This is a genomic window from Martelella sp. UBA3392, assembly GCF_002358775.1.
Lineage (GTDB): Bacteria > Pseudomonadota > Alphaproteobacteria > Rhizobiales > Rhizobiaceae > Martelella > Martelella mediterranea.
This window is the reverse complement of the sequence record NZ_DEPM01000281.1, coordinates 1-11,929: the sequence shown is the minus strand read 5'-3', so window position 1 is coordinate 11,929 and position 11,929 is coordinate 1. Positions and strand designations below refer to the sequence as shown.

General features: G+C 63.5%; 10 protein-coding genes and 1 pseudogene. 3 read left to right on the top strand and 8 right to left on the bottom strand.

Translation table 11 applies throughout. From position 1 onward, the window contains the following. The 7 genes and pseudogenes from B4E36_RS21625 to B4E36_RS21595 form a co-directional block, all read right to left on the bottom strand. A pseudogene (locus B4E36_RS21625) lies at positions 1-2,175 on the bottom strand (beta strand repeat-containing protein); the annotation flags it as partial. 246 nt (positions 2,176-2,421) lie between these two features. Further along, positions 2,422-2,898 carry a hypothetical protein gene (locus B4E36_RS21620; protein WP_292052063.1) on the bottom strand — a complete coding sequence of 159 codons (477 nt, stop codon included), beginning with the start codon at positions 2,896-2,898 and terminating at the stop codon, positions 2,422-2,424. A gap of 46 nt (positions 2,899-2,944) precedes the next feature. Then, positions 2,945-3,793 (bottom strand): ABC transporter permease, encoded by an 849-nt coding sequence (locus B4E36_RS21615; protein WP_292052065.1) that lies wholly within the window; start codon positions 3,791-3,793, stop codon positions 2,945-2,947. Then, the gene (locus tag B4E36_RS21610; RefSeq protein WP_292052067.1) at positions 3,790-4,722 is read right to left on the bottom strand and encodes an ABC transporter permease; all 933 of its coding nucleotides are present in this window, start codon (positions 4,720-4,722) and stop codon (positions 3,790-3,792) included. The genes B4E36_RS21615 and B4E36_RS21610 overlap by 4 nt, the downstream gene beginning before the upstream one ends. Continuing rightward, positions 4,719-6,374 (bottom strand): dipeptide ABC transporter ATP-binding protein, encoded by a 1,656-nt coding sequence (locus B4E36_RS21605; protein ID WP_292052069.1) that lies wholly within the window; start codon positions 6,372-6,374, stop codon positions 4,719-4,721. The genes B4E36_RS21610 and B4E36_RS21605 overlap by 4 nt, the downstream gene beginning before the upstream one ends. A 9-nt stretch (positions 6,375-6,383) precedes the next feature. Next, the gene (locus tag B4E36_RS21600; protein WP_292052071.1) at positions 6,384-7,976 is read right to left on the bottom strand and encodes an ABC transporter substrate-binding protein; all 1,593 of its coding nucleotides are present in this window, start codon (positions 7,974-7,976) and stop codon (positions 6,384-6,386) included. Positions 7,977-8,055: 79 nt separating this feature from the next. Beyond that, positions 8,056-8,937: a carbon-nitrogen hydrolase family protein gene (locus B4E36_RS21595; RefSeq protein WP_292052073.1), complete on the bottom strand. Its 882-nt coding sequence runs from the start codon at positions 8,935-8,937 to the stop codon at positions 8,056-8,058. 160 nt (positions 8,938-9,097) lie between these two features. On the opposite strand from B4E36_RS21595, the gene B4E36_RS21590 reads away from it, so the two are divergent. Further along, positions 9,098-10,042: a LysR family transcriptional regulator gene (locus tag B4E36_RS21590; RefSeq protein ID WP_292052075.1), complete on the top strand. Its 945-nt coding sequence runs from the start codon at positions 9,098-9,100 to the stop codon at positions 10,040-10,042. Here B4E36_RS21590 and B4E36_RS21585 read toward each other — a convergent pair. Continuing rightward, on the bottom strand, positions 9,994-10,983 hold the full coding sequence (locus B4E36_RS21585) for an AraC family transcriptional regulator (RefSeq protein WP_292052077.1): 990 nt from the start codon (positions 10,981-10,983) through the stop codon (positions 9,994-9,996). The genes B4E36_RS21590 and B4E36_RS21585 overlap by 49 nt on opposite strands. Positions 10,984-11,131: 148 nt before the next feature. On the opposite strand from B4E36_RS21585, the gene B4E36_RS21580 reads away from it, so the two are divergent. Together B4E36_RS21580 and B4E36_RS21575 are read left to right on the top strand one after the other, a co-directional pair. After that, the gene (locus B4E36_RS21580; RefSeq protein ID WP_292052079.1) at positions 11,132-11,635 is read left to right on the top strand and encodes a flavin reductase family protein; all 504 of its coding nucleotides are present in this window, start codon (positions 11,132-11,134) and stop codon (positions 11,633-11,635) included. 36 nt (positions 11,636-11,671) lie between these two features. Then, a partial coding sequence (locus tag B4E36_RS21575; RefSeq protein ID WP_345900811.1) for an SDR family NAD(P)-dependent oxidoreductase occupies positions 11,672-11,929 on the top strand: 258 nt, incomplete at its 3' end.

Below are 11,929 nucleotides of genomic sequence, written 5' to 3'. Positions count from 1 at the left end.
GCCGCCGCCGCCGATCGACTGGGCGACGATGCCGTGCGCCTCCGAGCCGGTTGTGGTCAGATTGCCGTAATTGTGAACATCAACCGTGCCGCCATTGCTGCCCGGTATGGCGCTGTCACTGCTGATCTTGACTGCCGAACTCGGGCTTTCGCCCGATCCGATCGCGCCCGTCGCGCCGGTGCCGCTGTTGGTACCGCCGCCGCCACCGATCGACTGGGCGAGAATGGCGATGCCGCCGCCAAGTTCCGTCTGGTCGGAGCTGCTGGCCGCGGTTTTCGCACCGGCATAACCGCCATAGGTCGAGATATTGCCCTTATTGGTGACCGTAACACTGCCCGGCACCGAGCCTGCATTTTGCCCTCCGACCGTCTGACCATCTTCGGGGTTTGAAATCGCAGATCCCTGTGACAGGCTCGTTGTTGGCACGGTTCCTGCAGATTGCAGCAATCCCCCGCCGCCGCCGATCGATTGCGCCACGATGCCATGGGAATCGATACCATGGACCGTGATATTACCCGTATTGGTTACGGTAACGTCACGGCTGGTCGATCCGTTTGCGCTCGTATCGCCCCAGGTGAGCGTCCGACCATCTGAATTCGTATAAATACCTCCGCCATCTGCCGCAGATGCAGATTGCGCGATAATGCCGTGCGAATGGTCGCCATATGTGGCGATACCGAAATCATTGGTTACGGTCACGTCCCATGCCGCTCCGCCCCATCCGTTCTCGCCCTTGTAGGTCGATGACCCACCGCCACCCAGAGACTGGGCGATAATGGCGCTTGAGGTATCTCCGTGGGTTATAATCTGCCCGCCGCCGGTCAGCTCGACATTGGCGTTAAGGCCAGTGCCCCCCGGCGCTTCGCGGCCATCCTTTGTACTTTCGTACGACGTTCCGCCCTGGCTCACGGCGAAAATACCGGGAGAGTAATCGCCTTGGGTCTGAAGCAGGGTCGAGGACGCCCCGTAGACCGTCACGGCAACCGGAGATGCGTTGAAGCCTTCCATCGCCTTCTTGCCGCCACCCGGCAGGCCATCGCCCGATCGCGAGATCGCCATGATCGCCGCACCGGTTTTCCGGGTTAGCTGAACGCTCTGATTGACGGCTCCAAGGTAAATCGCACCGGCAGACTGAGTGGTGATCTTGCCGGCCATTGGCGTTTGCGCTGAACCGACCTGCACTCTGGCAGCCGTCGCATTGGGATTTTCTACATCGCCGGAACTGCTGCCGCCGCCATCGCCGCCGCCGCCTGTATCGAAGCTATTCGTGTTGTAGGGCGTATTGCCGCCATAGGACGCGGCCAGAATGGCCGGTCCGCTTTTGGTGGCATAAACGGATTTCGAGGTATAGACCGAAACAGAGTAGGCATATCCGCTCGAGGTGTAATCACCCGAACCTGAATAGGTGGCCGGGCCGCCAAGACTAAGCGCTGCAATACCGAAAGTGGCACCGGACACCGTTCCCGTTGAATGAACGGAAACGCTTCCACCCCGACCTGCGCTACCGTCTTTATCGTGAGAATCTCGAGTGCTCCCTCCTTGCGAGAGGGCAAAAATGCCGCCGCCAACCGAACTTGAGACATCCCCGGAACTGACGATCGAAACAATGCCGCCATCGCCCCCACCGGTTTCCTTGTTCGTGTCAGTCCCGCTCCAGTTAAGCGCGCCGAGCGACACGGCATTCAGCCCGTTGGACTGGGTCTTGCCGATACGCAGATTGCTGTAGGGAATGCTATATCCCGGCGCAAACAGCAAAGAAGTGTCTGCGGCCTCGGTAACCGTAATCGTCGCGTTATTCGTGACGTTCACACTAAAACCGGCCCAGCCCCAGTTGGAGTGCACGCCATAGACCGCACCGCGGTATGTATCGCTGCCGCCGCCATCGCCTGGATTGATCAGCGCCATATAGGTGCCGCTATAGGCATATTGCGTGGTGGTCAAAGTCCCGGAAGAAATCGTGCAACTGATCGTCTGAGAATAGATATCGCTTTTTCTGCTCTCAAACTGGCTTTTGTCTATGTTTGAACCCGTTTCGGTCCTCACCGAGGACGGATCGCACGTCACCGCCGCGTAGGCGCGGGTATAGCCGCGCGAATAGAGTGGCAGCGGAACGCCGGCAAGCGTTCCGGCAAGGGCGGTGGACTGGAACAGGATCGACGAGGCGATCCATTTCATCCGTTTCCGGTCTGCGGGACGCTCCGCCGCTTTCCGAGTGTCAGACCTGTTCATGCGTATTGTCCCCCCGGGGCCGCCACTTTAGCGGTACTTCATATGACAATACGCGTTATATCCGGTTTGATCAGGGAAATTATAAGCAAAGCCGCCGCAGGCAGGACTTTTTTTGGTATTTCCGGGCTCTGCGCCAGGCTGCGCCATTGATTAAAAGTGGCGGATTTTGCTCATGAATCTCTCAGGCCGGCATCAGTCTCCGACGCGGACGAAGGTCTCGAAGAACGCCTTTGACCCGCCATCGGGGGCCTTGCCGACGCCCCAGCGCATCAGGGTCGAGGCGTCTTCGGAAAAGCACCAGTACTGGCCGATGATCACGTCGCCGTCGAGTTGTTCCAGCACCTGGAATTCGTGGCTGCCGAGCTGGCGGATGCGCACTTCGTTGTAGCGGGCATTGCCCTCGATCGGCGCCGGCTTGTCATCGAGCGTGGCATCGAACTTGTTGATGTAGAGCTTGTCGGGATTGGTGTCGTTGACGCCCTCATAGGCGAGGAAATTCTCGGCAAACCGCATAGTCAGCGTCAGCCGGAAGCCGGCCGGGAACAGGCCGTTGCTCCAGTAGCTCTGCGGATGCTGTGACCGGTAGACGCCGCTCAGGCGCGTATTGTCGAAGCGTTTCGGTTCGATGGCGGGGAGGCCCCGACCCGTGGCGAGAGCGTCGATCAGCATGATTGTCTCTTTCATTCGTTTGTCGGAAGGGAAGGGCGGGTCAGGTTCACCTGCGGCCGGCATTGCGCAGCGTCGGATCAAGCTGGTCGCGCAGCCAGTCGCCAACGATCGAAACCGACAGCGCCAGGAAGAAGATGATGGCGCCGGGGAACATGGTGAGCCACCACGAGGTCAAGAGCCGGTCGCGCCCGTCGCTCATGATCTGGCCGAGGCTGGTCATCGGCGGCTGGACGCCGAGGCCGAGAAAGCTCAGCGCCGTTTCCAGCAGCACCGTCAGCGGCAGGTTGATGGTGAACTGCACCAGGATGACGTTGAAGATATTGGGCAGGATATAGCGCAGATAGATCCGCGCGGGCGACGCCCCGAGCACCCTTTCCGCCGTGACATAGCCGCGTTCGCGCACCGAAAGCGTGGAGGCGCGCACCAGACGGGCATAATTTTCCCAGCCGCTGAAGCCGACCATGATCACGATCAGCAGCAGGCTGCTCTTGAACAGCGCCAACACGAAGAGCGCGATGATGATGATCGGGACCGAGGCCTGGACATCGACCGCCATCATGATCAGCGTATCCGCCTTGCCGCGCCGCCCGCCGGCGATCAGCCCCAGAAGCGAGCCGAACACCGCGCCGATCAGCGTGCCGAAGATCGCGACAAGCAGCGTCACCTTCGCGCCCATGGCAAGGCGGGCCAGAAGATCGCGGCCGCGCCCGTCGGTGCCCAGCACATGGTCCCACGTCCCGCCGAGAAACACAGGCGGCTCGAACCGGTCGAGCAGCGAGGTCTGGCGGAAATCGTATGGCGTGAGGAAGCCGCCGAACAGGGCGAACAGCACGAACAGGATGACGAAGCCGATGGAGATGCGCACCGCAAGCGGCATATCGCGGAAGGTCCTCATGACGCAGCCCTCCGGATTCGGGGATCGAGAAACGAATAGAGGATATCGACCGCGAGGTTGGCGAAGGTCATCGAGAAGGTGACGGCCAGCACCAGGAACTGCACCACGGCGATATCGCGGGTGGCGACCGAGCGCACCAGCAATTGCCCGACGCCCGGCCAGGCGAAGACCTGCTCCGTCACCACCGCGCCGGCGACCAGACTGCCGAGGCTGAGGCCGAGCATGGTGACGATCGGGATGGCCGCATTGGGCGCGGCATGCCGCCACAGCCGCCTTGATGCCGGCACGCCGCGCGCCTCGAGCGCCATCATGAAGGGCTGGTTGATCGTCTCCAGCAGCGAGGAGCGCGTGAACCGGGCGAAGGCGCCCATCGAGGCAAGCCCCAGCGTTGCCGCCGGCGGCAGCAGCAGAAGCAGCGAGATATGGCCATTCGCCGCCGCGCCGAAGAACACGCCGAAGACCAGCGCGCCCGTCAAAATCACCACGAGACCGAAGAAGAAGTTCGGCATGGCGAAGGCGAAGACGGAAAAGCCCATCACCAGCCGGTCGATGAAACTGTTGCGGTTGAGGGCTGCGACCGCGCCGATGGAAATGCCGAAGATGACCGCGATGGCAAGCGCCGTTCCGCCCAGCATCAGGGTTGCCGGTAGCCGTTCGAGAAACAGCGTCAGCGAGGATTTTCCGGTATGAATCGAATAGCCGAAATCCCCCTGAAACAGGCCGAGAACGTAATTGGCGTATTGAACCGGCAGCGGCTTGTCGAGCCCCAGCTTGACGCGATAGGCCTCCACGACCTCGGGCGGCGCATCGGGCGGGGCGAGCGCCTGCGCCGGGTCGCCCGACAGGCGGATGAAGAAGAACACGATCGTCACCGCGATCAGCAACGTCGCCAGCGAGCGCAGAATACGGAACAGGATGACCCGGGTCATGAAGGATCGCCTCCCGTTGCTACAGCGCTTTTGGCACGCGCGAGAGACGATGTCGCGCGACCGGCGCGGTCGGGAACCGCCTCGAGCAGCGTTCTTGTGTAGTCATGGGCCGGCGTCACCAGCACCTTCGAGGCCGGTCCCTGCTCGACCGCCTCGCCGCGATACATCACCGTCACCGCGTCGCAGATCGACGCGGCAACGCGAAGGTCGTGGGTCACGAACAGCATGGCGAAGCCGAGTTTCTTTTGCAGCGAGGCGAACAGCGCGAGAATTTGCGCCTGGATCGAGACGTCGAGGGCCGAGATCGCCTCGTCGGCGACCAGGATTTCCGGCTCCACCACCAGCGCGCGGGCAATGCAGAGCCGTTGGCGCTGACCGCCGGAGAATTCATGCGGGAAACGGTCGAAGGCCTGTTCCGGCAGACCCACCAGCGCAAGCATCGCGCGGGCGCGTTCGGCTGCCTGCTTCCGGGGCGCGCCATGGATCAGCGCGCCCTCGGCAACGCTCCACCCGGCCTTCTGGCGCGGGTTGAGCGCACTGAAGGGGTCCTGCTGCACAAGCTGGATGCGTTTGCGCATGGCCCGCGTCATGCCGGTCGCGGCGATATCGGTGCCGTCGAGAAGCACCGTCCCGCCGGAGAGCGGCTCGAGCTGCAGAATGCCGCGCACCAGCGATGATTTGCCCGATCCGCTCTGGCCGACAAGGCCATGGGTCTCGCCGCGCTTCAGGACAAGCGACACGCCGCGCACGGCCTCGATGGCGCGATTGCCGAAAACACCGTCGCGCTGATGATAGGTGATCGCGATATCGCGCGCCTCCAGCACAACCGGCTTGTCGGGGCCTGCCGGTTTGGCGCCCGGTTTCGGCAGGCTTTCCAGCAGACGGATCGTGTAGGGATGGCTGGGCTTTTCGAAGATGGCAGCGCGGGAGCCGGTTTCCACGATCTCGCCCTCGCGCATCACCATCACCCGGTCTGCGATATCGGCGACGACCGAAAGGTCGTGGGTAATGAACAGCAGGCCGGCCTGGAATTCGTGCTGGAGCTCGCGGATCAGCGTCAGGATTTCCGCCTGCGTGGTCACGTCGAGCGCGGTCGTCGGCTCGTCGGCAATCAAGAGCGCCGGCTTCAGCGCGAGCGCCATGGCGATCGCGATCCGCTGGGCCTGACCGCCGGAAAGCTGGTGCGGATACGACTTGTGGATGCGCTCGGGATCGGCAAGCCGCACTGCCGTGATCATCTCCAGGGCGCGATTGCGGCGCGCCCGCGCCGGGCGCAAGCCGTGGACCTGCAGCAGTTCCTCGATCTGCTTTCCGACGGTCATCACCGGATCGAGCGTGGCCGCCGGCTCCTGAAAGATCAGGCCGATCCGGTCGCCCCTGATGCGGCGCATCGCCGTCCGGTCGCCGACGGGTAGCGGCGCGCCCTCGAATACGATCTCGCCTTCGGTCTTCTTCAGCCCGCGCGGCAGCATGTCGAGCAGGGCCTGCGCGGTGATCGACTTGCCCGAGCCGCTTTCACCGACGAGACAGACGCATTCGCCCCGTCGGATCGAAAGGTCGAGGGCACGGACCGCATGGTCGCGGTCCGCTCCCTCCGGCAGCGCTATCGTCAGGCCGCGAATGTCGAGCAGGTCGGTCTGACTGTCAGCCACCGGCGTTTCCTAGGGTTCGATCGTCAGGAAGTCGCTGGTGAAGATCGTCAGCTGCGAGCTGCCCGGGTCCCACTCATACTTGTCGCTCATGGCGAAGGTCTGGACATTGCGCCACAGATACATGCCCGGCGTGACGTCTTCCCAGTCCTTCACCAGATCGAGATAGGCGGCATTCTTCTCCTCGAAGGTCTGCGCCCGCTCGAACCGCTCGCCATCCTCCAGGAAAGCCTCGGTCGGGGTCCAGGTGCGGTGGGCGGCGGTGACGCGGCTTGACGACGGACCCCAGTCCAGCCAGAGCGGACGGTAGGGGTCGCCGGTGAACTCGGACGACATCGACATGTTGAGCATGTGGAACGGGCGCTGATAGGCGAGCGAGAAGTTGTCGACGATGTTGAGCTCGACATTGATGCCCAGGTCGCGCCACATCTCGACCATGTATTCGGCCGCTGCCTCATAGTTCGGGTAGAAGCCGCGCACGATGTTCCAGATCAGCGGCTGGCCGTCATAGTCGCTTTCGGCCAGAAATTCGGCCGCGCGTTCCGGATCATAGCCATAGGTCGCCTTGCGGTCGGGGTCGAAATAGGGGCCGTATTCCGGGAAGTTGAACGGCGTCGGCGTGAACGTCATGCCGTTCCACAGCGCCTCGGTAATGGCGTCGCGGTCGATCGCCATCACCATCGCCTTGCGCAGATTGGCGTCCACCAGCGGATTGTCGTCCATGCCCTCGATGGTGAGCGTGTTGAAGGCGAACATCGGATAATTGCCGATCTGATCGACGATCAGATGAATGCCGTCGGTCGCTTCAACCGCGTCCATCTGGTCGATCGGAACGCTCATGATCAGGTCGTAGTCGCCCGAAACGAGGCCGGCATAGCGGGTCGAAAACTCCGGCACGATCTTCCAGGTCACGCTTTTGAGCGGCGGCGCGCCGTCCCAGTAGTCGTCATAGGCGACGGCCACGGCATGGTCGGAGGGATCGAAATCCGTGATCATGTAAGGGCCGGTTCCGATCGGCTTCTGGCCGAAGGCCTCGGTGCCGACGCTTTCGTAATAGTCCTTCGGCAGAACGTAGCCGATCGGCGTCGTCAGGCGGTTGATGAAGGTCGGGTCGGGAAAGGCGGTCTCAAGGTCGACCGTATAGTCGTCGACGACGGTGACGCCGACGAGGCCGCGGGCGTAATTCTTGCCGCGCGGCGCCAGCGGTTCCTCGCCCCACAGGCGCTCCTCGGAAAGCGAGAAGGCGACGTCCTCGGCGGTCATCGGATCGCCGTTCTGGAAGGTCACCCCTTCGCGCAAATGCAGCCGCCAGGTGGTTGGCGTCACCTGTTCCCAGCTCGTGGCGAGCCCGGGAATGATGGTGTTGCCTTCAGGGTCCTCGAAATAGTTCCGCTTCACCAGCGTGTCGAAGACATTGCCGTAGACCCGGCCGCCGGTGGTCGAAAGGCCGATCACCGGATCGAGCGTCGACCAGAGATTGTCGACCGCAAAGGCGAAATCCGGGCGGGTGTCCTCCTGCGCGAAGGCCGGGGCCGTGGCCAGCGGCGATACGCCCGCGCCGAGCGCAAGCATGGCGGTCGTCAGTAGCGTTCTGCGTTTCAACATGATGTGCGATCCCTCTGAAATTCGTTTCTTGTGGCGCGCCGTTTGCCCGCCATTTTGCTGACGATGCTGTCGCGATGCTTCAGGCGGTCTGCCGCCCCCGGCGCATCGCCGCCGGTTCAAACCTGTAGTCGCGCTCATTGGCGAGCGACGGGATGGAGCGGCGGGTCGCTTCAACCTTCGAAAGGTCGAGATCGGCGACCGCAAGCCCGATGCGCTTGTCCATGTCTTCCACGACCGTGCCCCATGGGTCGACGATCATCGATTGGCCCCAGGTCTCGCGCCCGTCATCGTGATGGCCGCACTGGGCCGCCGCCACGACATAGCAGCCGTTTTCGATGGCGCGGGCGCGCAACAGCGTCGGCCAGTGCGCCTCGCCCGTCGACATCGCGAAGGCGGACGGGATGAACAGGATCGTCGCGCCGGCATGGGCATAATCGCGGTAGAGATGCGGAAAGCGCAGATCGTAACAGACCGACATGCCGAACGGCCCCCAAGGGGTTTCGGCGAGGACGGCCTTTCCGCCCGGCGCATAGCGGTCGGATTCGCGGCGCGAAACCTCGCCCGGCAGGTCGACGTCGAACAGATGGATCTTGTCGTAGCGCGAGACGATCGCGCCGCTGCCGTCGATCAGGTGGCTGGTGTTGGAGAAACGGCCACCATCCGCGCCGGCAAGCGGCGTCGAGCCGGTGTGGATCCACAGCCCGTATTTCGCCGCCAGTTCCCGGCAGGCGGCGACAAATGGATCCCGCGCCTCGTCGGTGACGGAAAGACGGGCGGAGGCCACATCCTTGTTGACCATGCCGGAGGCTTCCGGAAGCGCCAGAAGTTCGGCGCCTGCCGCGTGGGCTTCGGCGGCAAGACCGGTGACAATTTCGATATTGCGGGCATGGGTATTCGACGAGCACATTTGCGCCATCGCCAGCCGGAGTGTCGCGCGGTCGCCCGTTGTCGCTTTGGTCATCCTCTGTGCCTCCGGCCGGTTTGCCATGCCTTCGAAAACGGCAGAGCTGAAAAACAGATCAACGACAGGCTACGGTGAGAAATTCGACAAAAAAAGTACAAAATTTCCCCTTCTCGTCTATAAATCTAACATATTTTTGCATGAGCCGGGAGAGACCGACATGGCCCAGGATCGCTTACCGCCGCTGAGGGCGCTGAAGACGCTGGAAGCCTTCCACCAGAGCGGATCGGTGACGGCGACGGCGCGGGCGCTGAATGTCTCCCACTCCGCCGTCAGCCACCAGTTGAAGCAGATCGAGGACTGGGCCGGCATTCGTCTGATGCGGCGCGACGGACGGCAGACGGCGCTGACGGAGGCGGGCGACAGCCTCGCGCTGGTCATCAATGAAAGCTTCGGCGCGATCCGCCACGAGATCGACCGGCTGACCATGCGCGAGAAACTGCCTGTTTCCGTAGCGGCGCTGCGCTTCGTGATTCCCAACTGGCTGCTGCCCGAAATCGAAGCCTTCATGGCGGAGCATCCGGATGTTTCCGTCTACGTTCAGGAGCATATTTCAGACCAGCCGGTGAGCCCGGAGCCCGATCTCATGATCGGCTTTTCGCTGGACGGGCATATTCCCCAGGGCGCAGAGCCGATCATTCCCGGAGCGGCGATCCCCGTCTGCGCGCCGTCCTACCAGGCCCGCCATGATATCAGACGCGAAGCCGACGTCGCCCGCGTCACGTTGCTGCATGACGAGGATATGCGGATGTGGCGCACTTGGCTTTCCGCCGCCGGCATGGAGGCGACGGCGGACGGCGAGGGGCGGCGGCTGTTCTTCTCCGGCTCTGCGCTGATCTGCGATGCGGCGTTGAGCGGGCTCGGCGTTGCGCTCTGCCGGGAAGCGCTGATCGAGCCCTATCTCGCGCGCGGCGAACTGGTGCGCCTCTCCGATATCCGGATCGACCACGCTTCCGTCTATTATCTGGCGCTGTCCCAGCACGGCATGAACCGCGGCGTCGCCAGAGCGCTTGCCGACTGGCTGCTGGAACGCTCAGACCTTCGCCGCGACCGCGTTCAGGCCGATCGCGTCCGCCGGAGCGTTTCGGAGGGGCTTTCGCCATAGGTCGCGCGATAGGCGGAGGCAGCGCGGCCGAGATGGCCGAAGCCGGAGGCCAGAACGGCGTCGGCGACCGAAAGTCCGGGGCCGGGCTTGAGAAGCAGTTCGCGCAATTTCTGCAGCCGGGCCTTCTGCACGCCGTCGGAAAGGGTGTGGCCCCGGGCCTTGCGATAGGCATCCTGCAGGGTGCGCAGCGGCAGGCCGGCGGCGGCGGCGATATCCGCCATCGCGATCGTATCGGCAGCATGCGTCTGGATGAAGTCGTCGGCCTTCTGCACCGATAGCGGCCCCGCTGCGGCCGCCGGCGCATGCAGCATGGCGGAGCGGTTGCTCTCCAGCCCCGTCAGGAGCAGCGAGAGCAGCCCGTCACGCAGCATGATGCGGTAGGAATCCGGCAGCGCCGCGCCGCCTTCCGCCGCCTCGAACAGCAGGCGGGCATGGGACAGGACGCTGGCGCCCACCGGCGTCGTCAGATCGACGCCGGGTTCGAATTCGAGCGGCGTCGCCGCGCGATGGGTCAGCGTCTCGAAGAAATCCTCGACCACGCGGCGGCGCATCAGCACGATCAGCTTTTCGCAATTTTCCCGCCAGACCATGCGCGAGGCGAGCGTCGGCGACAGCAGCGAGGCGCGGCGGCCGGCCTCGGCCTCTGTCACCCGTGTGCCGCAACGCACATTGGCAGCGCCGGCGACCGGAAGCTGCAGCAGAAAGAAATCGGAAAGTTCGCCCGGATCGATTTCAACCTCCGCGCCATAGGCGACGAAGTTCACCGAATAGCCCGGCTGTTCGACGGCGTTGTGGATCGCATGAAACCCGTCGGCGCGCCGGTCGCGCACGCTCAGGAAATGGGGACAGAAGATGCGGCCGATCGCGTCGCGCGCCTCGTCGACGCTTCTGGTGTCGACAAGTCCGTGATGCTTCAGAGGTGTGGCATGCGCAGCGATCATCGGGGGCTTCCCAATCGAAAACAAGGCACGTCTGCCGAAAACGGACAAGGCGTTGCGCAATCCGGATTGCGGTTCGTCAAGTTCGGCGGATGATTAATTTAAACATAAAATGAATGGGAAATCCATTCGCAATCGCGGGAACGAAAATATGGGAAGCGGACTCTTCCGTGCCGGCATGCGTCGACTTGCCGGAGGCGTGACCATCATCACATCGCTGGATGCCGAAGGGCGGCGCTGCGGGATCACCGCGACGGCGGTCTGTTCGCTGTCGACCGATCCGCCCTCGCTTGTCGCCTGCGTCAATCGCGAGACCTCGATCGCGGCGGTCGTCGAACAGCGCGGCGTCTTCGCCGTCAACGTGCTGGCGACAGCCCAGCGCGCGGTTGCCGAAACATTCGCGGGCCGCACCGGCCATCAGCGCGAGGACCGGTTTTCGGTCGGCGACTGGGGCATCGCGGAAACCGGCGCGCCGGTGCTCGCCGATGCCGCCGTGAGCTTCGATTGCCGGCTGGCGGAGAGCGTTACCTTCGGCACCCACATCATCCTGATCGGCAGGGTCGAGGCGACCCGCTGCGCCGACGGCGAAGCGCCGCCATTGCTCTATGGCGACGGCGCCTTCCTGACGACCTGCCTGGCGTCATCGCCGGTCTGAAATTTCATCCGTCACAACAATCAAGGGGATACCATCATGAAAGGTCTGAACGGAAAGACCGCTATCATATCCGGCGGTGCGACGCTGATCGGGCAGGGCATCGCAACGGTGCTCGCCGGCTACGGCATCAACGTCGTGATCGCCGATATCAATGCCGAGGCTGGCGAAAAGGCGGCGGCGGCCACCGGTGCGCGCTTCATCGCCACCGACATCACCAGGGACGAGGAGATCGCCGCGCTGGTCGCAAAGACGGTCGAGGAAACCGGCCGGCTCGACTATCTCGTCAACGTCGCC